The organism is Mesorhizobium sp. M0954 (assembly GCF_040319155.1).
Classification (GTDB): Bacteria; Pseudomonadota; Alphaproteobacteria; order Rhizobiales; family Rhizobiaceae; genus Mesorhizobium.
Genome location: NZ_JAMYNR010000042.1, coordinates 13,105 through 36,120 on the forward strand (window position 1 = coordinate 13,105; position 23,016 = coordinate 36,120).

At 58.1% G+C, this 23,016-nt stretch carries 20 protein-coding genes and 4 pseudogenes; 15 read left to right on the forward strand and 9 right to left on the reverse strand.

Features of this window, described 5'->3' with window-relative positions:
- Positions 1–31: 31 nt before the first annotated feature.
- From NKH93_RS31580 to NKH93_RS31595, 4 genes are all read right to left on the reverse strand, one after another.
- On the reverse strand, positions 32–298 hold the full coding sequence (locus tag NKH93_RS31580; RefSeq protein WP_352753116.1) for a hypothetical protein: 267 nt from the start codon (positions 296–298) through the stop codon (positions 32–34).
- 10 nt (positions 299–308) lie between these two features.
- On the reverse strand, positions 309–1,754 hold the full coding sequence (locus tag NKH93_RS31585; RefSeq protein ID WP_502896531.1) for a type II and III secretion system protein family protein: 1,446 nt from the start codon (positions 1,752–1,754) through the stop codon (positions 309–311).
- A 54-nt stretch (positions 1,755–1,808) separates the two neighbouring features.
- Positions 1,809–2,846: a Flp pilus assembly protein CpaB gene (gene cpaB / locus NKH93_RS31590; RefSeq protein WP_352900646.1), complete on the reverse strand. Its 1,038-nt coding sequence runs from the start codon at positions 2,844–2,846 to the stop codon at positions 1,809–1,811.
- 85 nt (positions 2,847–2,931) lie between these two features.
- On the reverse strand, positions 2,932–3,105 hold the full coding sequence (locus NKH93_RS31595; RefSeq protein WP_352507998.1) for a Flp family type IVb pilin: 174 nt from the start codon (positions 3,103–3,105) through the stop codon (positions 2,932–2,934).
- Between the two features lie 538 nt (positions 3,106–3,643).
- Here NKH93_RS31595 and NKH93_RS31600 point away from each other — a divergent pair.
- The 7 genes from NKH93_RS31600 (at position 3,644) to NKH93_RS31630 (ending at position 9,650) form a co-directional block, all read left to right on the forward strand.
- On the forward strand, positions 3,644–5,026 hold the full coding sequence (locus tag NKH93_RS31600) for a TadA family conjugal transfer-associated ATPase (protein ID WP_352900648.1): 1,383 nt from the start codon (positions 3,644–3,646) through the stop codon (positions 5,024–5,026).
- On the forward strand, positions 5,026–5,997 hold the full coding sequence (locus tag NKH93_RS31605; protein ID WP_352975081.1) for a type II secretion system F family protein: 972 nt from the start codon (positions 5,026–5,028) through the stop codon (positions 5,995–5,997). Before NKH93_RS31600 ends, NKH93_RS31605 begins: the two co-directional genes overlap by 1 nt.
- A 20-nt stretch (positions 5,998–6,017) precedes the next feature.
- The gene (locus NKH93_RS31610) at positions 6,018–6,959 is read left to right on the forward strand and encodes a type II secretion system F family protein (RefSeq protein ID WP_352900653.1); all 942 of its coding nucleotides are present in this window, start codon (positions 6,018–6,020) and stop codon (positions 6,957–6,959) included.
- A gap of 54 nt (positions 6,960–7,013) precedes the next feature.
- A complete protein-coding gene (locus NKH93_RS31615; RefSeq protein ID WP_352900655.1) occupies positions 7,014–7,565 on the forward strand; it encodes a tetratricopeptide repeat protein in 552 nt (183 codons plus the stop codon).
- A 9-nt stretch (positions 7,566–7,574) separates the two neighbouring features.
- The gene (locus tag NKH93_RS31620) at positions 7,575–8,081 is read left to right on the forward strand and encodes a prepilin peptidase (protein WP_352900658.1); all 507 of its coding nucleotides are present in this window, start codon (positions 7,575–7,577) and stop codon (positions 8,079–8,081) included.
- A 122-nt stretch (positions 8,082–8,203) separates the two neighbouring features.
- Positions 8,204–9,001: a sterol desaturase family protein gene (locus NKH93_RS31625; protein WP_352975088.1), complete on the forward strand. Its 798-nt coding sequence runs from the start codon at positions 8,204–8,206 to the stop codon at positions 8,999–9,001.
- A gap of 19 nt (positions 9,002–9,020) precedes the next feature.
- Positions 9,021–9,650 carry a methyltransferase family protein gene (locus NKH93_RS31630; RefSeq protein WP_352975092.1) on the forward strand — a complete coding sequence of 210 codons (630 nt, stop codon included), beginning with the start codon at positions 9,021–9,023 and terminating at the stop codon, positions 9,648–9,650.
- 109 nt (positions 9,651–9,759) lie between these two features.
- Here NKH93_RS31630 and NKH93_RS31635 read toward each other — a convergent pair whose 3' ends face one another.
- Positions 9,760–10,044 (reverse strand): hypothetical protein, encoded by a 285-nt coding sequence (locus NKH93_RS31635; protein ID WP_352900667.1) that lies wholly within the window; start codon positions 10,042–10,044, stop codon positions 9,760–9,762.
- Between NKH93_RS31635 and NKH93_RS31640 the strand changes: the two genes are divergently transcribed.
- Both NKH93_RS31640 and NKH93_RS31645 read left to right on the forward strand, forming a co-directional pair.
- Positions 10,043–10,732: a phosphatase PAP2 family protein gene (locus NKH93_RS31640; RefSeq protein WP_352900669.1), complete on the forward strand. Its 690-nt coding sequence runs from the start codon at positions 10,043–10,045 to the stop codon at positions 10,730–10,732. The genes NKH93_RS31635 and NKH93_RS31640 overlap by 2 nt on opposite strands.
- Before the next feature lie 79 nt (positions 10,733–10,811).
- Positions 10,812–10,967: pseudogene (locus tag NKH93_RS31645) on the forward strand (transposase); the annotation flags it as partial.
- A gap of 45 nt (positions 10,968–11,012) precedes the next feature.
- Here the strand turns inward: NKH93_RS31645 and NKH93_RS31650 are convergent.
- A complete protein-coding gene (locus NKH93_RS31650; RefSeq protein ID WP_352975102.1) occupies positions 11,013–12,383 on the reverse strand; it encodes an IS110 family RNA-guided transposase in 1,371 nt (456 codons plus the stop codon).
- Positions 12,384–13,223: 840 nt separating this feature from the next.
- On the opposite strand from NKH93_RS31650, the gene NKH93_RS31655 reads away from it, so the two are divergent.
- Both NKH93_RS31655 and NKH93_RS31660 read left to right on the forward strand, forming a co-directional pair.
- Complete coding sequence (locus tag NKH93_RS31655; RefSeq protein ID WP_352975104.1) at positions 13,224–15,092, forward strand: choice-of-anchor X domain-containing protein; 1,869 nt, start codon at positions 13,224–13,226, stop codon at positions 15,090–15,092.
- Positions 15,093–15,365: 273 nt separating this feature from the next.
- The gene (locus NKH93_RS31660) at positions 15,366–15,818 is read left to right on the forward strand and encodes a hypothetical protein (protein WP_352975107.1); all 453 of its coding nucleotides are present in this window, start codon (positions 15,366–15,368) and stop codon (positions 15,816–15,818) included.
- Between the two features lie 151 nt (positions 15,819–15,969).
- Here NKH93_RS31660 and NKH93_RS31665 read toward each other — a convergent pair whose 3' ends face one another.
- On the reverse strand, positions 15,970–18,435 hold the full coding sequence (locus NKH93_RS31665) for an adenylate/guanylate cyclase domain-containing protein (RefSeq protein WP_352975112.1): 2,466 nt from the start codon (positions 18,433–18,435) through the stop codon (positions 15,970–15,972).
- 74 nt (positions 18,436–18,509) lie between these two features.
- Between NKH93_RS31665 and NKH93_RS31670 the strand changes: the two genes are divergently transcribed.
- Complete coding sequence (locus NKH93_RS31670) at positions 18,510–19,763, forward strand: YcaO-like family protein (RefSeq protein ID WP_352975114.1); 1,254 nt, start codon at positions 18,510–18,512, stop codon at positions 19,761–19,763.
- Between the two features lie 119 nt (positions 19,764–19,882).
- Here NKH93_RS31670 and NKH93_RS31675 read toward each other — a convergent pair whose 3' ends face one another.
- Positions 19,883–20,056 carry a site-specific integrase gene (locus tag NKH93_RS31675; protein WP_352975116.1) on the reverse strand — a complete coding sequence of 58 codons (174 nt, stop codon included), beginning with the start codon at positions 20,054–20,056 and terminating at the stop codon, positions 19,883–19,885.
- A gap of 525 nt (positions 20,057–20,581) precedes the next feature.
- On the opposite strand from NKH93_RS31675, the pseudogene NKH93_RS31680 reads away from it, so the two are divergent.
- Positions 20,582–20,857, forward strand: a pseudogene (locus NKH93_RS31680) (glycogen debranching N-terminal domain-containing protein); the annotation flags it as partial.
- A 140-nt stretch (positions 20,858–20,997) separates the two neighbouring features.
- On the opposite strand, the pseudogene NKH93_RS31685 reads toward NKH93_RS31680, so the two are convergent.
- Positions 20,998–21,540: pseudogene (locus NKH93_RS31685) on the reverse strand (CNNM domain-containing protein); the annotation flags it as partial.
- 372 nt (positions 21,541–21,912) lie between these two features.
- Here NKH93_RS31685 and NKH93_RS31690 point away from each other — a divergent pair.
- Positions 21,913–22,401 carry an ABC transporter ATP-binding protein gene (locus tag NKH93_RS31690; RefSeq protein ID WP_352975118.1) on the forward strand — a complete coding sequence of 163 codons (489 nt, stop codon included), beginning with the start codon at positions 21,913–21,915 and terminating at the stop codon, positions 22,399–22,401.
- Positions 22,402–22,453: 52 nt separating this feature from the next.
- Positions 22,454–23,016: pseudogene (locus NKH93_RS31695) on the forward strand (hypothetical protein); the annotation flags it as partial.

Here is a 23,016-nt window from a genome sequence, read left to right on the forward strand (position 1 = left end):
CCTCGTTTACCTGACGCGCTGATCCTTCCGTTCAATCCGCTGTGTCTTTCGGCGTCCCGACATTGACCGTGATCGCCGGCGGCGGCGGCGGTGGCGGTGGGAACTTGTAACTCTGGGCAAGAGCAGCAGCGCGCGCGCCATCCCCCTCAATAGCAGTTTTTTTCGACGCCGGATTGAGAGGGTCGACCGTTTGCAGAAGCGAATTGTATTTCTGGGTGTCGCCCGCGGCCAATGTCACCGTGTCGTAGCGGTTCAGATAGTCCGCGCAGCCCGTCAGCCCGCTGGCGCACAAAAGCATGATCAACACCCTATTTCTTGACATAGATCATCTTGTCCTTGGATTTCAGGTCGAGCATGTGGCCATAGGGGCCGACGACGCCTTCGCCCAGTTCATATTTGCGCACCATGTCCTTGGTTACTTCCAGTTGGCCGAGCACGAAAAATTCCGGGTCGTTGGCCGGCCGTGTCTTGTCGAATGGGGTCGCCAGTTGCTCGCCGGGTTTCACCGGGCGAACGATATGCGGGGTGACGATGACGACCAGTTCGGTCTCTTCCTTCTGATTGCTTGAATTGTGGAACAGCGCGCCGACAATCGGCACTTGGCCCAGCCATGGTACCTGCCTCTGGATTTTGGTATTCTTGCTGGACAAGAGCCCGCCGACGGCGAAACTCTGACCGTCGCGCAACTCGACGACGGTCGCCAGCTTGCGGGTGGTGAAGATCGGGTCGCCGGCCGGCGTGAAGCCGTTCAGGTCGCTTACCTCCGGCGCTAGCTTGATATGGATCTTGTCGTCGTTGAGCACGATCGGCGTGAACTGCAGATTCACGCCGAACTGCTTGTACACAATGTTGATCTGGCCATCGCTGTCGAGGCTGCGGATGGGTACTTCACCGCCGGCGTTGAAGCTGGCCGGCTCGCCGGAAAGTGTGGTGAGATTGGGCTCGGCCAACATGCGCACGACACCCTTTGCCTCAAGCGCCTCGATGATCAGATCGACCTTGATGTTGCTGTCGATGACGCGAGTGATCAGCGCCGCGAATGGATTGGTGTTCGACAGCAGGCCAGTGAGCAGACCGCCCGGTCCGAGCACCACGTTATCTTCATCGACGGCGGCAATGCCCGTTCCAGTTCGTGTCGTTCCGCTGTTGTTCGTGCTCCGGATCGACACACCAAGGTCACGACCGGCATTGCGCTTGGCCTCAAGCACGCGCACTTCCAGATTAACTTGCTGGCTGTCATCAACGGTAACGGCATTGATAATCGCGTCGGGACCGTATTGCTGGGCCACTTCCAGGATCGACGCCAGCGTGGCGCCGTCCTTCACATGCCCGCCAAGCCGGACCTTGCCATTGACCGAACCGATATCGATCCGCGATCTGGGCGCTACCTGCCGAATTGCCTGCGCCATATCATTGACGTCGACGCCGACCTCGATCTGGATTACGCCAAGCGAGCGCTTGTCTTCGGAAAAGAGATTGACGGTGGTGGTACCGGCGCCCTTGGCAATGACGTAGAGCGTCTTGTCGGTCATCGGCTGGGCATCTGCGATCTTCTCGTCGGCGACGACGATATCGCCAAGAGTGGCATTCACCTCAATCGTCAGCGATTGCGACATGGGCAGGAAGACACGATGGACCCTGGGGTTCGACACGTCGATACGGCGATCGGCTGCCGTAGCCTCAAGGCCGATCGGCAGTAATATCACCGAACAGGCCAGCGCGGCGGCTGCCAGTGTTTTCCGGACCGTTCGCATCTGCATTCCCCCTTTTGGCGGCTCTTCGGACGCTCTTTATCCCATATACCAGAGTTATCTTTGTCGCGGTACGTCATATGTTTCGAGCTTCACGCCCCGAAAAACGCCGATAGTCGCACGGGCTGACGGCTCCGGCTGCACATATTTGATCACTTCATTAACGACCTCTTGCGCTTCGGGTGCCGAGGTCACGGCCGGAGCAGGCTTTGCTTTGCTCAAGTCGTCGAGCCGGCTTCCGACCTGTTCGACGGCCCGAGTCAGGCCATTGATCTTGTCGTCCGCTCGCTTGCGCTCGGCTGCCGCAGCAGCATCCGCCGTCGCCTGCCTGGCGAGGTCGGCTTGCTTGGCTGCGACATCGGCCGGCGTTTCGCCGGTCAGGTCGGAAAGCGTGATGCGTTGGGTGATCTCGTCCTTGCCGGCTGCTGCCTGGCGAAGCGCCAGCGACAACTGGCCGGCGCCGGCGGCCAGCGTCAGCTTCTGAGCGTCCTTGGTGCTAGCCTCTACGGTCACCGATTTCACCACCGTCGGACTGTCCGTGCTTTCATCAGCGACCTGGTCGACGGCGAGCACCTTCATGCTCTGCAACAGCACGTCGACGAAACTCTGGTCCGCACCTCCAGGATTGCGCACGGTGCGGGTCAAGAGCACATCGACCCGATCACCTGGGAAAACGAATCCTGCGACCCCGAGCACATCGTTGACTCTGATGGAAACAGCTTTCATGCCTTCGCCGAGCACCGCCGAAAGAGTGGCGCGCTGGCCGGGGCCGGTAATCTTGGTGGCAAGAACGGGTTCATTGGCGCCGATCGCCTGCAGCGCCTGCTTTGTGCCTTCGCCAGCGAGTAGATCTTTTGTCGTCTTGAAAGCACCGGCCGGAACCGCGCCCGCCGGCCATGTGATTTCACGCAGCTTGTCGGCCGACAGCGTGTCGCCGAATTTCAAAGACACGGCCGCCACCACGATGGTATCGCGCGGCACGTCCGTCTTCGCCATAGCGCTGCGTTGACTGGTTAGCCAGATATTGGCGAGAACCACTGCGAGCACGCCGAATACGCCGGCGAGAACGATCATGATGACAGTGTTTGCACGCACTTTCTTTTCCCGCCAGACTCCGGATCACCCACCACATGGATCGACGCCGGGAGAGCCCCCCGGCGCCGATGATAAGACTAAGCTATCACGGCAACAGTGCGTAAAGCCCCGTCCATTGGCCAGCAACCCAGCCACCGACAAGAATGATGGTGGCGATCACTGCGACAGTGATGATGCCGAGCAGGATGGTATATTCGACCATGGCAGCGCCGTGTTCGTCGTCGCGAAACTGCCGGGTCATCGTCATCAGCTTTTTCATGCCAATTTCTCCCTTTGGAGGTTCAAACCCTGACGAGATGAGCCAAGGATGAAATCGCATACCTGAGCATCCTCCGTCGGCTAATCCTAGGGGCCGATAAAAAACAGAGTCAAATAAGTTAGCGGTTCTTTAACTTCTTTATACCTGTGCTGTGCCTGAAATGGTCATAACGTTTCGAGGTTCTGTCTGCAGCAAGACGTTGAATGTGCCTGCTTTTCGCCTGTCTTTAACCATTCGTTCACAATTTCGCCGCGCCTGTGGCAGAAGCGAGGCGATATTAGCGGATAGGCATATGCCATTATATCCAAGGGGTTGTGCGAGCCCATAAAGCGCCTTTGTGGCCAAAAAGATACAAGGGATGTTTTGGCAGGCCCTTGTATACTTACGGCCGGACGCCTCCTTCGAATAGATGAGATGTTTTTTTGACCTAAGTGTTAACTGTGCAAGAGCATTGAGTTCGTGGAAGTGCTTGGTGCTGCCGTCTTGCGGGGTTGACGTTTAGGTTCCCCCAACGCGTGTCCAAGGGGGGTAGCGCAAAATGCTGGGCCGATTCACGAAAGGGCCAAGCGAGCCGCGGGTCGAGCCGAAGCTCGATCCGATCGTGCCGGCAGTGCCCGCACTCTCCCGTTCTGCGGACTTCGAATCGCCGGGGGATGATTTCCTCACGCTCAAGGTCGAACTCCACCGCCACTTGATTGATCGCTTCAACCTGACCGCCCTTGAAAGTGCGTCCAAGGAGGAAATCCTGAACGAGATTCGCCCCATCGTGCGGGAATTCGTTCGTGCTCGCAACGTGCCGCTTAACGCCCGCGAACTTGACCAATTGACCAGCGACACAGCTGACGAGATGCTCGGGCTGGGTCCAATCGAGCCGTTGCTCAAGGATGATTCGATTTCCGATATTCTGATCAACACCCACAAGCGAGTCTTCATAGAGCGGCGTGGCGTCATAGAGGAGACGGCGATCCGCTTTCGCGATGAAGCCCATCTGCTACGTATCATCAACAAGATCGTCTCGGCTATCGGCCGGCGCGTCGATGAATCGGCGCCGATGGTCGATGCGCGGCTGGAAGATGGGTCGCGAGTCAACATAGCGGTGCGGCCGATCTCGGTGGATGGCCCGCTGGTCTCGATTCGCAAGTTCTCCAAGAACCCCTATTCGCTCGAACGCCTGATGGCGTTTAATTCGATCCGCCAGCCGATGGTCGACCTGTTGCGCATTGCCGTGCAGGCCCGCAAGTCGATCCTGGTTTCGGGCGGCACAGGCAGCGGCAAGACGACCCTGCTCAATGCCCTGTCGAGCTACATCCCAGCCAGGGAGCGCCTGATCACCATCGAGGACGCAGCGGAACTGCAACTGCAGCAGCCGCATGTGGGCCGTCTCGAGACGCGTCCGCCCAATGTTGAGGGAAAGGGCGAAGTTCGCCAGCGCGAATTGCTGAAAAACGCGCTTCGCATGCGGCCGGACCGCATCATCGTCGGCGAGGTGCGCGGCGAGGAAGCCTTCGACATGCTGCAGGCTATGAACACCGGCCATGAAGGTTCAATGACCACCATTCATGCCAACACGCCCCGGGATGCGATATCGCGATTGGAACAGATGGTCGGCATGGCCGGTATGCCGATGAGCCACGATTCAATACGGGCTCAGATTGCCTCGGCCATCGACGTCATTGTGCAGACGCAGCGGCTTTCCGATGGTGGAAGGCGGGTTGTTTCCATATCAGAACTCACCGGTATGGAAGGCAATGTCGTACAGGTTCAGGAGCTTTACCATTTCGTCCGCCGCGATGTGACTGCAGAGGGCCAGATCGTTGGGGAATTTCGTGCGACCGGCATTCGTCCGCGCTTTGCCCAGGAGGCGGCGACCCTTGGCCATCAGTTCGCCAAGGACGCGTTCAACCCACAGGTCCCGCTCTAATGCCGACCGGCCAGACATTGCTCTACTTCATCTATGTACTGGCGGCTGCGTCGCTCATCCTCGCGGCCGAGGCTCTGTATGTGACTTACTCCAAGCGGCGCTCAACGGTCAGCACGATCAACCGTCGGCTGAAGCGGCTCGCCGATGACGCTCCGGCCGAACAGACCTTGCAGCGATTGCTGCGAGAACGTGGGCTTACCAGCTCGGGGGATTTTCTTTTCAATGCTGTTGGCCTGAACAGGCTGTACACCCAGTCCGGCATTACCGGGAATCCGCTGTCGTTCGTCGCGACATTTACTCTCGGTGGACTTGCCCTGGCACTGGTATTTGCATTCCTGCTGCACTTCTCCGCCGTGGTTTCGTTGATCATCCTTCTGCTCATCGGATTCGTCCTGCCGTTTCTGGTTCTCCGTCGCGCGCGCGCCACGCGAATCCAGAAATTCGCGAAGCAATTGCCGGATGCCCTTGAGATGATCGTGCGTTCGCTGCGTGCCGGTCATCCGACTTCCGTGGCTATAAGCCTTGTCGCACGAGAAATGCCTGATCCGTTGGGCACCGAATTCGGCATTGTTTCAGACGAGATCACCTTTGGCCTCAGCCTTGAAAACGCGGTGCGAAAACTCTCGCAACGCGTCGGTTTCGAAGGTCTGCATTTGCTGTCAGTGTCGCTGTCGATTCAAGCCAAGACAGGCGGCAATCTTACCGAGATTCTGTCGAATCTCTCAGTGGTGCTGCGCGAAAGGCAGAAACTTAGGTTGAAGATTAGGGCGCTCTCTGCCGAGGGGCGAATGTCCGCGTGGATCATTTCCCTGTTTCCTCTTTTGATGCTCGCCATCCTCACGGGCCTGGCCCCCAGCTACTACGGTGATGTGTGGGGCAGCCCCTTGATCATGCCTGTGTTCCTGGTTTTCGGGCTCTGGGCGCTGCTCGGCGACTTCATCATGTACCGTATGGTGAATTTCGATTTTTGAGGGAGCGGAGCTATAGAGTTGTGACCCAGGATGTGAGCCTGCTGGTGTCCATTGCCGTCTTCCTGGCGGCCGTAGCGCTTTTCCTGGTTGGCGCGCTCGTCTTCTTGCCGGCGCTGCAGACGAGGAAACTGGTTGCGCAAAGCCTGATGGCAGAGGGCATTCCCGACCGCCGCTCGCTTTTGGGCCAGGAAGAACTGGCTAAGATTTCAGCACAGCGGCCGGTCGACGCCTACTTTAGATCGATCGAAAAGGAACGCGACGAGCCCAGCGCGCTGGACGCAAAACTATTTCGCGCCGGCTTCTATCAGTCAAGCGCGCCATTGATCTATACTCTGTCGCGCCTTGGCGCGGTCTGTCTTGGCTTTTCCGCGACGTACGCGCTCCTGTCGCGGATATTGCCACCCGAACTTCCCGGTCTTGTCGCCTTTGCAGGCTCTGCCCTGCTTGGGCTGGGATGCATCGTCATTCCGAGCATCGCTCTCGATCGGTTCGAAAAGGGACAAAAGCAGATCTATCGTCGCGGCTTTCCGGATTTCATGGACATGATGATCACCTGCGCCGATGCCGGCATGAGCCTCGAAGCGGCTGTCGAGCGTGTCGGCAGCGAACTGGCTGGCACCCATAGATGGCTCGGCATCCAACTCGCGATCATGAATCTTCAGTTGCGCGCGGGCAAGCCGTTGCGCGAGGCCCTGCGCGAACTATCCGACCGCGTTGGGCTGGAGGAGGCGCGCGCGCTGGCCGTGCTGTTCCGTCAATCCGAAGAGCTCGGTACCAGTTTGACGGATGCCTTGCGCGTCTACAGCGACGAAATGCGGGGGCAAAGAATTCTCTTCGCCGAGGAACGCGCCAATGCTTTGCCTGTCAAGATGATGATACCGCTGGGGCTATGCATCTTTCCTGTTGTGATGATGGTCGTGATGCTTCCGGTGATCATTCGAATGAAGGGCATTTTCTTCTAGACAGGGATGTGCTTTGGTCAGGGGCGGGATCGGAAAGATTCCTTGGGGGATAAAATGACAAGGCCAATGTGCCTCGTTGCCGCTGCCAGTTTGCTGGCTGTCGTGCTTTCCGGTTGTCAGTCGAATGCGACGGACCCAACGGGAGTCGTCCGCACTAACGAGCCGGCGAAAGTGGAGCTTACTGCCTTCGGCGATGCCTTCGACGGACTGAAGACGGTCAGCGACGTCGAATATTATGCCTCGGACCTAGCCGTTGCCGAAGCCAAGAACCAGTTCCGCTCGGAAAATTATGGCAATGCGGGCGCCTTGTTCTACAAGGCGACGCAACTTGCCCCCAACGATGGTGTCGCGTGGCTGGGCCTCGCCGCCTGCAGCGACCGCATCCACCGCTTCGATCTCGCCGACAGGGCTTATGGCCAGGCCTTCCGGCTGATTGGGCCTACGCCCGAATATTACAACAATGTTGGCTATTCCTATCTGCTGCGCGGCAAGCTGCAGGACGCGCGCAGCAATTTCCTTAAAGCATACGAACTGGCTCCCAACGATCCGACCGTCGCCAACAATTTGCGGCTGCTGTCGTCCAGCGTGAAGAATCTCGAACGGTAAGGCGCTAGCATGTTGCTTGCCGGAGCGCTGCTGATGGAGGGGCTGGCGGTTTCTTTGCTGGCAAGGATCGCATGGCTCGACTTCACGACCCAAAAGATATCTAACCGCGACGTGCTGCTGCTTTTGTGTCTTGGGCTGGGTTCGCTGCAGTTTATGTCGATCCTGACCGGGTCGTGGTGGGACATGGGCCTGAGCGCGCTTGCCGGCCTTCTGCTGTTCCTTGCGCTTTTCCCATTCTGGGCCATGCGCAAGGTCGGCGCCGGCGATGTCAAGCTGATGGCGGTGGTTTCGTTTCTGATCGGCGGCAGCGGGCTCCTGGTGTTTTCCGTGCTGTTGCTGGTCTTCGCGCTTGCGACCGCGTTGGTCGTGAAGAATCCCTTCATGCTGCCCGAAGGCGCCTTCCGCCTCCACGTTCAGCATCTGGATCGCAAAGGCGTCGTCCCCTTCGGCGTGCCGATCTCGATCGCTGCTATCTGCACGCTAGGGCTTCAGATTTATGGCAACGCACGGTTCTAGGCGGGCTCTCAGCCTGACATGTTTGGCGCGCGAACTAAATTTTCAATTAACCTGTGAGAAACCATTAGCTTGCGCTCAAATTGGCGAAGTGCTTGGATTGCGTCTTGCCGGCGGGACGCCGTATGGACATTCTGAATATCAAAGCGCTCTTAATTGCGGTTCTGATCTTCGTTCCGATCGAATACCTGTTCGCTCTGCGACCCCGTCAAAAGATATTCAGGAAAGCCTTCTTCAACGATCTCATCTATGCGCTGTTTAATGGGATTCCGATAAGCCTTGGCCTGATCGCGGCTATCACGCTCGCAACGAGTACGGTGGGGCGGCTGGTGCCGGCCTTCGTCGGCAGCGCAGTATCATCGCAACCTGTTTGGCTCCAGGTGTCAGAGATCATTGTCATTGCGGACATTGGCTTTTACCTGGCCCACCGCACCTTTCACGCCGTTCCCTTTTTGTGGCGCTTCCATTCGATTCATCACAGCATTGAAGAACTGGACTGGTTGGCAGCGCACAGGGTTCACCCTGTTGATCAGGCTCTGACAAAGAGCGCGTCGCTCGTGCCTGTATATCTGCTGGGTTTCAGCAGCTCGGCGATCGCCCTGTTTGCACTAATTTTTCACGTCCACGGACTTTTGCTGCACGCCAACGTCAGGCTGAACATCGGCCCGCTTCGGTGGCTGATCGCGTCACCCCAGTTCCATCATTGGCATCACGCTCACGAGCGCGCCGCATACGACAAGAACTTCGCAGGTCAACTTTCATTGATCGATGCGCTCCTCGGAACGATGTACCTGCCCGGTAACGCTGTCCCGGAGCGCTATGGCGTCGATGATCCGATTCCATCAACTTACGTTGAGCAACTCGCCTATCCAGTGATCCCGAAGGGCAGAATCAATGAAGCTCCCTCCACCAGAGATACGTGATTTCATCGGGCGTGCAACGATGACACTTTACTTCACGTTCTGTGCGACTTTGAAGGCCGCAACATTCTTGGTAGCTCTTGCCGGCGCAGAATGGACTGTGGCGTGGATTGTCGATCTCACCGCAGATGTGGCCGCTCTCGGCTTTCTCGTGCTCGTCGTTGGGATGACAGTGGCGCGTCTTCCGCCCCTGGGAACAGCGCAGGGAATCGAACCCCGAATCTCTGCGCTCATTGGATGCTTTGCCACCGCAACTTTGATTGCGGTCCCTAGCACACGGCCAAGTCCGCAGGTCGAGTTTCTTGCGGACCTGACCACCACAGTTGGTTTCGTGCTTTGCATCTTGTGCCTGTGGTGGCTCGGCAGATGCTTCAGCATCACCGCGCAGGCCAGACGGCTCGTCACGGGAGGCCCTTACCAAATCGTGCGGCACCCGCTCTACGTCTGCGAAGCGATCGTCCTGCTCGGCATTCTTCTCGGCAATGCGACATGGACGACCGTCGCAATCTGCGCGATTGCCCTCGCTTTCCAATATCGGCGGCTCGTGAACGAGGAGAGGGTCTTGGGAGCGGCGTTCCCCGAATACGACGCCTATGGACAGACCACGCCAATGCTCATCCCATCTTTATCCTCATTGTGCCGATGGCAGTGACTGTGCCCCATGCTGATCTGCTGTCTACGGATGTAAGGGTGTGCCTGGTGATCTTACACGGTGCCGTTAGGAATGCTTCACTCGCTGACCTAGGTGTTGGAACTCGAAATCACTTAGCAATTGTCGCCTTGGTCACAGCTCTTTTCGGGCTGATTGACATTTTTTGGTTGCCATTTTCTACAGTCGATTTTTCACCCAGGAACTGGATTGACATAAGCAAGGCGGCCCTTGTCCTCAGCGCATCTTGGATGGCATCCGCAATTGCGCTCCATAGATTGAGATCTGACACAAGCCCAATCGCCAGCGTAATCAAATATCTTTGTGGCTGCTTGAGAATCGTAGTCGTTTCCGCAGCAGCATTCATTCCGCTCGCCATTTCAACCACCGTCTTCATGTACCTGGCGTCGGCCACCTCAAGGCCGCTGGCGGACCCGGTTCTAGCTTCTATCGATTCCGGCCTCGGCTTCGACTGGCAGTGGTTCCTGGCCACGACCAACCAGCCGACTACAGCATCCGTCCTGGTTTTTGCTTATCACGCGCTGGCGTTTCAAATGCCGCTCGTTTTGTTAGTCCACGCGGTGAGAAACCAACGAGAACGAGCACTGGAGTTTGTGGCTCTTCTAGCGGTTGGCTCGGTCTTCACAGGCGCTCTGATGGCGTTGGCGCCAGCTGAAGGCGCTTATGCCTATTTCAAGCCGGCGCCCGGGCTATTTTCGAACTTCACCACTGATGCCGGAATGTGGCACCATAATGTGCTTATGGCGCTGCGATCAGGCGAGCCGTTTGATCTAATTATGACTAAAGGCACAGGGCTCGTCACGTTCCCGTCGTTCCACACGACACTTGGATTGGCAGTGGTCTATGCCGCGCGGACCATCCGGCCACTCTTTGTCGTGTTGGCTATGGTGAATACCGCCATGATCGTGGCCACTCTGCCTGAAGGCGGTCATCATTTAATAGATGTAATCGCCGGCATAGTCATCGGCATTCTCTCCATCATTGCAGTCAAGATGCCTAGCTATGCGCGCGGAAAGGCCGACCGCGTTGCGAGATCAGCCGTGGGATCGGACGCGGACCACTGAGTTGGCCACGGGCTGTTGCCCTCCGGCTGCCTGGCAATGAAGTGGCGGCGGCGAGACACAGCGAGGAGGAGCGCCGCCCTGCGGCGGCATCTGCATGCACAGGAAGAAGATCAACATCTCCACCGTGCTCGCCGGCCAGAGGTTCGGAATCACCGAAGTCGACGACGGCATTTGGCTCGTCTCCTTCATGCACTATGATCTCGGATATATCGACTTGGAACAGAGGACCTTGTAGACCATCGACAACCCGTTCGGCACGAGGGTGTCCACCCATGTCTTCCTAAGAAACAGCCGCAGCAGGGGTGGGCTCCATCCTCTGCAGTGCATATCCAAGCGATTTGGCACGACGCCGGACGTTGCTGAGAACCCGCTGCCGGTAGCCTTCTTCGTAATAAGAGGCTCCTGGGTCAAGCGTAGTCCATGCGATGGCGAAGGGCGTTGTAGATGAGAACACGGCGATCTTGCGCGCCGTCGCGGTGACAGCCTTGGCCTTCAATGCGGGAGGCCAAGCGGCGATAGAAGGCGCCCAACGCCGTCTGAGTGCGCCCCACCGCCGTCGCCGCCAGCCGCAGCAGGGCCGCCACTCGACTGCAGGAGCGGCGCGTGCGCGACGACAGCACCTTGCCCCGGAAATCTTGTTGTGCGGCGCTAGGCTCAGCCAGGAGGTGAAGTGCTTGGAGGTCGGCCAAGCCGAGAGGTCCGTGCCGCACTCGCTGACCAGCTTGAGCGCCAGGTATGGCCCGATCCCATGGATTTGTGTAAGATCGACGCCAAGGATCGCATGCAGGGCCTCGCGCACTGGAACCCCCGGCTCACAGGCCTGTGGCCGCTTATAGCGGGGAGGCGGTAGCGCCGCTGGCGGCGCCGGATGGGCGTCCTTCATGCGTTCCAAAACCACTGCGATCCGCTCATCGCACGCGGCCACCTTGACTTGGTATATCTCGTATAGCTCCAACGCTTGCGCCAGAGCGAAGACATGCTCCTCCCGATCGTTGCCGACGAGAGCCGCCCGAAGAGTCTCGGCTGAAGCCTTGCAATGTGGGTCACGGTAAGGGGCCAACTTGTCCGGATCGCGCTCGCCCCCCACAAGGGCCCGCATAATGCGCAGCCCGGTGGCGCCCGTCACGTCCGTGACGACGTGATGGAGTTGCAAGTTCATTTCGGTCAGCGCCTTTTGCATGTGTTGGATGTGGGTAGCCGCCGCATCGAGCAGCCGCTCGCGCTGGCGCAGATAGCTCTGCAGCGTCGCGATCTCGCCGGTTGGCCGGAAGCTGGCCCGCAGCAATCCATATTTATGCAGACGCTGTAGCCATTCGGCATCGGAGACATCGCTCTTGCGGCCCGGGACCTGTTTGGCCTCGCGGGCATTGACCAGGATTGCGTCAAACCCGTGCTGCTCAAGGATCTCGAAGAGCGGGATCCAGTAAACGCCGGTCGACTCCATCGCCACTGTCTTGACTCCGCACTGCTCAAGCCATGCGGCGAGGCGATGCAGATCGGCCGTGAAGGTTCCGAATGTCCGTACCGGCTCGGGATCGCACCGGGGCGAGACCGCGGCCACAAGTATGGTGGCTCCGATGTCGATGGCAGCTGCATTGGGATTGACCAGGGTGAGATTTCTTTTCCGGCGGGGCTGCGTCTTGCGCGTCATGGCATACTCCTCCTTAGCAAGGCTGGAGGGCTGGGCTGCGCGAAAATATCAATTTCCTAATCGGGATCGCCACATGTGGCGTCACCACTTTCAAGTCCGCAGGAGCCCATGGGCCACGTTTGGTAACGGGGTCGAGCCCACCAAAGACCGGACGGCCGCTCCCTCCGCGGCTATCATAGGGCTCCGCTGTTCTTCCGCCACAGGCGGACTGCCGTCCTTGCCCGTTAGGTACAAACTGTTACCCATGTCTCCGGGCCGTACAGTTTAAAGACGCTAGCGGGAGAGGGATACCGCCAATACAGTGCGGCCACTGAATTCGTTTGCTAACTCGACTACTTTGCAATATAGGGCGGTTTGCAGCCTTAAATCGTGTCCCCGCAACCACTTCTGTCATATTACGATAACCGTCTCGGTTTAACGGAGGCGGTTTTTTCGTGTAATGTCTGGTGCGAGGCCGGGCATTAGGGCGCATATTTTGCGCGAAGCCCTTCATGAACCTCAATACGTCAATCATCGGCGGAATGCGGAATGCGTCGGCAAGAGATTGAACCAAAGCCCTCCGAAGGCAGAGATCACAGGTTCGAATCCTGTCGGGTGCGCCAATCCCGGCTTTGCGTGGCCAAGCACCGCGTCGCGGACCTCCAGGTTGAAGCCGAGATGCGCCAGTTGCAGTGCGCAGGCTGCCAGAAAAGCGTTTTGCTCTAAGGCCTATCACCCAAGCCGCTGTCGCGTTGGTCAATCTTCAGATAATCTGCAGAGCGAAAATGGCACAAGTCGGGGAGCACTACTTTGTTGCCGCTGCTAAGGGAATGGCCGGGACTGTTCCTATCGTCGCTTCTATTGCTGGCGACGGCTGTCGCCGCCCCGACGCAGGAAACCAACATCGGATCGCCTTCCGATACTTCAGCCGCAACGCTGGCCAACAATGTCACCGAGCTGCGCATATTTTTGACGGAAGATTCCGGGATGGTTCGGGGCGAGATCGCGACTGCTCGTCCATCCAATGTCGCGGAGCTCTCATTGGCGATGGAGGAAGGAACCGTCACATTTCGCGACGATGGCGCCGGGCCGGATCGAGTCAAGGGCGACGGCGTATTCAGCGCGCGTTTCAAGTTTGACACGACGGCGGAGTTCGAAGCGTTGCGCGCTGGCCTTAGGGCGACGATCGACGTTCTGCGCGATCCAGGCCAGGACATCCTAATCCGTCGAGGGCCGCGCGACATCGTGACCGCGGCTGACGCGATCCGGGATGCCGAGCTCAAAACGCCTGAAATCCTGAACACAGCGCGCCAGGAGGCGGAGCGGGCAGCGCGCCTGCTGGACTTCCAGGACCCGTTGAGGGCCGCAAAGGCCCTCGACATCAACGTCGCGACAACACCGTTCCAGCGCCTGCCCGGCCCCCAATTCGACCCTTTGGAACGCAAGCAATTCAAGGTCGAATATCTCTTCGAGTTCCCGATCTTCACCACGTTTCCGCCGCCCGCACCGCGCGTCGCCATCGACCGTGATCGCTCGCTGCTGATTACCGCGAAAGACGTGGTCGAGGATGGCGATCGCAGCTTCGATGCCTGCACCGGAACCGGCTCGCCCGGCGGGCCGTGGAGCTTCGGCCACCTGATGCGCGAGCTGGCATATGACACCGGCCTCACGCCTGAGGAATTTACACTGCACTGGCTGTTGAGTTGGCGACTCCCGCATGAGGTCAACGGTTGGATCGTCCCCGCGCGCGACCATCAGCAGCTGCAACATTTCATCGACGGATGGCGCGGATTGTCCCCCAACGGGCTGCTCGACATCGACTACTTCCCGGCGCGGCTTCTCGCCATAGTGAATCGACCCGACCTTGCAGACCGTATCGGTTTCGGCGCCGGGGGCAGTGCAGGAGAGGGGCGGCTGGTATTCGGCTTGATGACCGGTTCCTGTACGCCAGCGAGCTTTACAGTGATCTTCGAATACGGCATCGCTGCCAATTCCTGCATAGAGGTCAAGGCATGGCAACGACGTTGGAAAGATCTTGACCAGTTTGGCGTCGGCACTGCTGCCTATAATCAGGCACTGGAATCCGTTACCCGCGCCTTCACCGATCACGGATCGAAACCGAGCCAACTTCCCAATGCGAGTTCGCTCAGTCGGATGAGGACCAACGAGAATGTGCTCGCCAGTGGTTGGCAAATGCGCGAATTCCGCCTTGAAGAGACCGGCCTGCTCGACGTTGTCCCGGTGAAGCAGACGCCGGACAACGGATTCAATGGCAGCGGGATCCTACTGGACTATTTCGTCATCAACGAAGCCGACATTCTCAACGACCGGCATGTTGTTCGGGAGCGCTTTCCGGACGATCTCGACCCGTTCCTGGGTGGCGCGGCAAAGACCTTGTTTGAAAGCTTCTTCTGGTCGGCCCCGAATCTCGACAGCCTAATCGAGCCTTCCGAGACGCGCCGCAAGTTTTCGCTCGCCACCTGCAATGGCTGCCATGCAGGTGAAACGGGCACCCGATTCACCCATATCGGAAACGAAGGCAGACGCGAAATGGGCCAGCCTGCAGAACTCTCCGGATTTTTGCGGGGCGAGACCGTCACCGTGCCGATGAGCGGCAGCGCTATGCGGCGTTATGAAGATTTGAAGGAGCGCGAGACTGCCATGTCGGAGCTTCTCGAAAGTTCCTGTTTCTGGCTCCTGGCCTTTCAGCGATCTCCGTTCGTCCACTGAAGACGTCGGTCTGCCTTCAGTGATGCTCGGCCGTCACTTGATGGCACTGTGCCTGGAGTGATAGCTTGGCCGGACGTTGGCCTTCGCCCCGCGGACTAGCTCCACCACCGCGGGTGGGGAACGCAATGCTTATGTATTGGCGCCGCCGCGCGGTATGGCGGGGCAATCCTCTTTGCAGTGCTCGGAATTCTCAAGAGCGCGCGCGACCGGACCGAGCCGGCTTGAGTTCTCGAACTTACTTGAGATCCAATTTTTCAAGAGCGGAGGAAGCAGATGGCAAAGCTTAAGATATTCGACAATAATAATACCAATGTGAACGTACCGAGCAAACAAGGGTATATCAATGTTGCTACCGGTGTGATCAATGATTTTACCAATTTCGAAAGTGAGTCTGACAAGAAAAAATCTGATTTACTTCAACAGTACGCAGGTAATAACTATATCATATATCAACTTACCAGGAATCCAGAAACAAACGTTCAAATTGACAGCAACAACTGTAAGGTTAATATCGTACCTGACGGGAGAAAGAAACCCGGCGTCACTTTCGGCAAGCATAATATAGTATTGCCTGAGATTGAATCGGGCGACCCTCCATTGGATGCTGGCTACCTGTCTGAGCACGTGAAGGCAATTAGTGAGCTATACGGGGCCGGTACATCGCCAGAAGTCGACCAAGCCTGCAAATTCCTGTTCGGATTGATGCTGCTCACCCGCTGCCGTTGAGGCGGCCTTAGATCAGCCGGCGGGACCTGCTTGGGGACCGCCGGCCATTGATCGCGCCATGGCCCACTGAGCCAGTCAACACCTCACTTGTCCCCAAAACGAAACGACCAGTCTCAAAGGTGAGCGCGGATCGCGCTATTGTTTGCGAGGATCATTCTGCCTGGCATAGTTGCTCCAGATCTCGCCGATCCTCGTCCCGCTTGATGGGGAAGGCTTCTACAAACCAGCGCAAGATGTCCTTCGGCGTCGGGGGCGTGGGCCCTGCCCAGGCCGCAGTAATAGACGTGTGCAACTGCATAAGGGCCGCACGAGCGTCATCCGTTCTGCCCAGCTTGCGCAGGGCGGCAGTTTTCCAACCGGCGGTGTCGACGATTGCATTCCTCGACCGGTCGGCCGCCTCTACAGCGCCTTCGAAATCCCCAGCAAAATAGCGGATTACCGCGATGTGAGACCATTGATAGTCCAAAAACATGGATGTCAGAACCATCGCACGCTCTAGGAACTGCGTAGCTGGATCGACGCGGCCCATGAAAGCCATACCCAGAGCGGCCGACACCAAAGTTTTCGGACTGTTAGGGTTGAGTTCAGCGGCTAGTTCGTAGTGCACTTCCGACTGTTCGAAGTGTCGGGTCATGGCTGTTGACCAAGCGACGACCAAATGATTGCGTGCGTCCAGGGGATCGAGGGCCACAGCGCGCTGGGCCAGTTCAGCTGTCCGCTTGGTTATGGAAGGATCGGCAGCAATTCCGGGTCGGATGAACTGCCGTGCATTGTGGATGCTGGCCAGACTGGCATAGGCGGGAGCGAAGTTCGGGTCGGCAACGATTGCACCTTCGAACAGCCGTTCGGCCTCGTCGTCGGCATCTGGTGTCCAGCGAGTTAGTAAATCCTCGCCACGCAACCAAGCATCATAAACACCGAGGTTTTGCGGGAGGCCCCTGACTTGCCGGGACAGCCTGTCATGTGAAAGGTAAACCTCTAGAGTGGAAGCGATCTTTCCGACTAACTGCTTCTGCAGAGATAGCCAGTTGCCGAGCGAAAACCTAAAAGACTCACTCCAAATGACTTGGTTCGTGTTGGGATCGCCTACCGATACGACCAATTGCATATCATCTTGGTAGTCCACGCATTGGGCCGTCAGTAGATAGTCCGTGTCGGGACCTTCGATCGCGGCATCCTTCAACTCGATGACTGTGAACTCCCGAAATTTGGACAAATTGACGATTAGTTCCGAGCGGAATCCCCATACCAGAAGAGAGATTTTCTTAGTTCGCGTCTCGAATTTTCCGACCGCGAGCGTTGGCGCGGGTCCGCTCGGCCGCGGTGGTTTCCCTCTGCTCAACAATTGCGGGCCCGGACCCTTAAGCGCCTCTGCCAAAGCCGTCGTTTCCATGCTAGGCAGCAACTGGTATCGTTCGCGCAGAAGATCGCGCAGATTTTCATAGACGCGCATTGCAGCGGCGACATTGTGCAGTTCCGCATGGTGGCGGATGAGACAGCGCGCAGCGCGTTCATGGCTAGGTTCGAGGACTAAGATGGCATTTGCTGACCTGCGCATTGCAGGTTCGGATATCTCGAAGCGTTCCAGCATGGCCTCTAAGGCCTCCAATGCGTGGTCACGCCAGTTGTGCCTGGTCACACTCAGCCATGCGCGGAATAGGTCGCTGGTGTCTTCTAAGCCATATAAAATCGCCTCGGACCAATCCGATCGTTTGAGCAGCAGGTCGTCAATCTTGCCCTCTCCAAGATCGTTCAACATGCGAACGACATCGACGGTTATGCGCGAGGGGCTCAACCCGATAATATTTCCGCGTCTGAGAATTCCTGCCTTGGAGCCACCTGCAATTGATCTTTCTGCGATCTGTAGGCAGTTCGCCATCGCACGCCGAGCGGCTACCGGGCCACGGTCTGGCCAGATCAAGGTAGCCAGCCGGTCATGCACCTCCTGAAAATTGCGGGACAGTGCGAGGTATCCAATCAGTGCCTGCGCTTTCGGGGAACGCAATGCGATTGCTTCGCCATCTTCCCTGTAAAGGCCAAGCCCATCGATGACCGAAATCAGTCGCTGATGGCCGTTGTCCAGGACATCAGCAAGGTTGGAGGCAACCACGTTGTAGAGCGTCAGCGGCTCAGGCATGTTCTTCAAAGCGGGCCGCCCGGCGAACCGAAACCGCCACCGCCCGGTGTTGCGGGCAGCCCAATAGACGTCTTGCGTGACACACACACCGCCTGGCTCGGCCATAGCCTGCACCCGAGCAGCCACGTTTATCGCATGGCCGAACACGTCGCCGTCACGGCGATGAACCTCTCCAATATGCAATCCGATCCGGAACCGACTGTAAAACGCTCTGCTGTCTAGGAGGTCAGCTAGGCTACCCTGCATGAAAATGGCGTAGTCGATGGCGTTCGATACACCGTCGAACAGTATCAGGACCCCGTCGCCGGTCGTCTTGATGAACTCGGCGCCGAATTCCTCGCAATGGGTTTGGAAGAGTTGGAAACACTGCGAAACGAGATCCAGTGTTCCAAGTTCGTCGGCCGCGGTTAGCTGGCTATATTGAGCCAGATCCGCAAACAGGATTGATTTAAGGGTCGCTCGCTCCGATCTCGCTTGCATAGTCGCCGCTGATGCCCTGTCGAATGTGTTATTCTGCTCCCCAATGCAGGCTTAGTCGACGATACAACGAACTGATGGCAAATGCTTTCATAGATGGGTGTAGCGAGCTCGCCAGAGTCGGCGAGCTGTTCGACGTGATTAACCTGCCTGTGACGGATGTTCCGGCTCACTTCGCTATCGCGATCCCTAAGAATGTTTTGTTGCAAGTGCCGGTAACGCCGCGCTCAGCAATGCCCGAAACTGGCAGGCTGGCGAGCGGCCGAGGATTGAGCATGGGCGACTGCCGAGCGAGTTGCCTTGGCGAGGCAGCCGAACTCTTCAGTTGCTGCTCATGGGGTGATGAGCCGTTGATCACCGCTACAGTCGACGAGATCGGGTCAGCGGCAATCGCTCCTGAAAGCCTGAACGGCTTCAGTTCCCATCAGCTCGTCGCCCGCGATGTATGGAACAAAGAAAATATTGGCTTTGATTGGCGACCGCCGATCAGGGATGAATCTGCCGCGCTGGACTGGCTGAAGGTTGAAGATGCATTTGGGGGGGAAGGGGCGTTCATACCAGCAGACTTTGCTTTCATAGGACGGAAAGAGGCCGGCGAGGAGGGCGCGGTCGCCATCGGCGATAGCAGTGGGTGCGCTGCAGGACCTAGTGCGGACGCCGCGAAACTGGCGGCTATCTTGGAGCTAGTCGAGAGGGATGCGACAGGTCGCTGGTGGTATGGAAGAAGGCAGCGCCAAATAATTGATCCGTCCTGTCTCTCGGGCATCGATGCTCTTGTTGATTGGCTGTGGGATCGCGAGCGTCGAACGTGGCTCTTCGACATTACCTCGGACATCAACATCCCGGTGATTGCCGCCGCTTCTGCTGAACCGGAAGGCAAAGACGTCTCGCTAGGCTTTGCTGCGGGCAAAAACCTACAGTCCGCTGCGACAGCTGCCTTGACGGAGATGCTTCAGATGGAGATTTCGCTCGGGGCTTCACGAGCGCTTGGCGACGAAGCTGGCGCTTGGTCGCGATGGCGAGAGAAAGCCTCTATGAAAACGCCACCTCTGAATATGGCCCCGATCCAACACGTCGCGCCAAGTCTACCTCATCCAGCGGTTGAACGTGACCTATCGGACGTACTCAACGCCTTGGCGCATAGAGGAATCGATTTGTGGTTTGCCGAAATGACCCGCGCGGAAATCGGGATTCCCGTGTTTCGCGCCGTGTCTACCCTGCTTTGTCACTACAAACCACGGTTCGGACGCGCACGTCTCTTTGCTCCCGATGCCCGCGATCTAAGCTTCGATACCGGCTCGCCCGCCGACCAGCCGTTGCTTTTAGTTTAGTATTGGCAGCATGAGGGAGGACCTCCACCCAGGATGGTCTAACCTTTAGGTCTGCACCCGTCTTTCCCGCCGCAAACGGTAGGTCTCGTTCATTTGGTGGCTGCCCGTCGGGCATTCGGTCACTGCACGATGCCCATTAGGTGCTCGCTGCAGGTCTGCAATGCGGCACGCTTTTCTGCCAGATAGTCGTGCTTATTGTAGGTCTTCTGCAATCCCGGCTTTACGTGGCCAAGCACCGCGTAGCGGACCTCCTGGTTGAAGCCGAGATGCGCCAGGCGTGTCTCGCATTTCACGCGAAAGTCGTGGATGCGGTAATGCTGAAGGGTCGCAGCCTTGTCGCCAAGCTCCTCACGCAGATGATTCTGGGCCGCATCGTCCAGCGCTCGCGTAACAAGGCGTGACGGGTGCGCTTCGGCAGCCGGCTTGTAGGATCAGCTCGTGAACAAGGTGTTTGGCAGTCACTTTGTCGGGTCGGCAGTTCGTCCAAACGTTCATACAAGGCCTCCCACCTCAGCGAGAACCCAAGGGAACATTCATGATCCTCTGTCGGAAAAATCAAGAAGAATGTTTGATAACTTCTGAGTGGGAATCAGGGGGACAAGCCACGAAGCGAGCCTCTATACTCTTTGACCTGACGCTCAGCCAGCCGGCTAGGGACCTTCTTCGGTCGGCCCCTGTTTGGCCCGATCAATAGCCGCAAGTAATGACTGTAGGGTTGGCGGCAGTTCTGGTTCGACCCCCAGATTTAAGAACGTTTGTACGTGATGACGATAGCCTTCGGAACGGATCAGTTTCCGAAACGCTTCGGAGACAGACTGATGGTCTGCTTTGTTGCTCGTTGTCATGTTCGGGAAGTCCGTCCCAATGAGCCGCAACTCGCCAGCAACGAATGGGTTCCATCAGGAGGCCGGAATATTTGGTTGAAATTTCTGAGCGGGAGATCGGATAACTGGCTCGCGCAAAGACCCCCCGTTGCTCAAGCGCATTACTTCACCAACTACTTCGCGCGCGAGATTGCGTTGCCGGTCCGTGTCGACTTCGATGCCGATTTCCGAGACATGTTCGAGGTGCGCGGCACCACGCGTAGCCATCGCGGTCGTGCCTATGACGCGCTGACTGGTGAGGCAAGCGTCACATTCGGTACGAAGGGCTTGATAATGTGGCGCGCCAGTCGGTCATTGCGGAGCCGGATCAGGTGCATTCCAGTTACGCCGAGTTCCGCATTGTCGTGCCGAGCCGTGACCGCAGGATCCTCCATCTGGACGTTGCCGAGACCATTCAGCATTAGAATCGCCGGCCTGAGCAGAAAGAGGAACAGACCGAGCGGACGCACGACCCAGAGCGCAGTGTCTTCGCTGCGCTGGAGCGCCAGACTCTTTGGTGCGAGCTCGCCAAGCACGATGTGAAGCGCGGTGATCATGATGAAAGCGATCGCGACGGCGACAGTGTGTGAGCCCGCACTCGCCAACGACCCGAGCAGCCCGATCAAGAGAGGCTCGACGAGATGCGCGAGAGCAGGTTCGCCGATCCAGCCGAGTGCCAGCGATGAAATGGTGATGCCGAGCTGGATCGCCGCCAGATTGGCATCGAGATTGTCGACGGCCCGCTGGAGCGCTGCCGCGTTCAGCCGCCCAGCCGCAGCGAGTTCGGCAACTCGGCTTCGGCGCACGGCGACCAAGGAAAACTCGGCGGCGACAAAGAAGCCGTTTGCGGCCACGAGTAGGAGAACCGACAAGATTCCAAGAATGTCGCTCAAACTGCCATCGCCTGTCGGCATGATATCCTCTTAATGACGCTATTGGATACTTCTCTGAAGCGCAAATGATGGCATTGCGCAATCGCTATCAGCATCACGATCGCCAGAAGCATAATCCCCTGATGGCGATGGTGGTGCATCTACTAGCGACTGATCACGGTGCGGTCGAATACGTTGAATGCGGCAAAGTGCGTGGTCCAGCCTGGCTTGCAGCGCGGGTCATGTACCGACGCGCCCCATTCTTGGCGTGGATGCGCAGATCACATGAAGGCAGACGCCACACGCAGCCCGGCGATAAAACTCAAATGATTGGGCTTGAACTGCTGACGGTAACAGGGCTGAAGCCTGGGCGAACGCTATCCGCATCAGCTCTCCGGCGGACAGTAGCAGCGCGTGGCGCTGGCCCGCGCGCTGGTCTATGAGCCGAACGTGATTCTGCTCGATGAGCCGCTGTCAAATCTGGACACCAAGTTACGCGAAGAAGCGCGGATCTGGCTGCGCCGCCTCATCACCAATCTCGGGCTATCGGCGCTGTGCGTCACCCATGATCAGGTGGAAGCGATGGCGCTCGCCGACCGCATCCTGCTGCTCAACGGCGGCCAGATCGAACAGGACGGAACACCCAAGCAAATCTACAACAAGCCGAAGAGCCTGTTTGCAGCAGAGTTCATGGGTGCCAGCAATCGCCTTGACGGCGTGGTCACCGCCATCAACGGCAACCGTGCGGAAATTGTCGCCAACGGCATCCATCTTGTGGGCAGCGCCCAGCAGGAGCTGACCGTCGGCGCCAAAGTCACCGCACTCGTCCGGCTTGAGCGGGTGACGTGGTCCGGGGAGGACGGCCCTGGACGTATCGCCATGACCTGCTTCGAGAGCCTTTGACGCACACAACTAATATACCCGGAGAGGACTTGGCTGCTTCTGCAGGTGAAAAGTGCTGACTTTCTCACGGTTCTATCTCGCGTCGTGTCTGCTCGCGCTCATTGCGCTCGTCGCCGTTCTCGAACTCGGGCTGCTTCCGGCACTGCTTTCGGGCCTTCTCGTGTTCAATCTCGTTCATTTCGCCGCACCGATGCTCCATCGAATCGGCGTTTCCAACAGCGTGACGAAAAGCCTTGCGCTGACCTTGGTGGCATTGATTTTCACGCTCCTGATAGCCGCTATCTTTAGCGGCATGTCGCAATTGACTGGCGGTTCGGAGAACGTCGTGACGCTCCTCAAGAAGATGGCCGAGATCATCGATACCGCGCGCGTCCATCTCCCGACCTGGGCGATGGCCTATTTTCCATCAAACATCGAGGAACTGGAAGTCTTCGCGGCCCGGTGGCTCCGCGAACATGCCGGCCAGCTTCAACTCGTCGGGCGGGATGTCGGCATCCTTGTGGTCCACATTATCGTCGGCATGGTGATCGGCGGCTTGATCGCGGTGAGCTCGGCGGCGCCATCGCGCGAGCCCGGCCCACTGGCGGTCGCGCTGGCAGATCGTGTCAACATTCT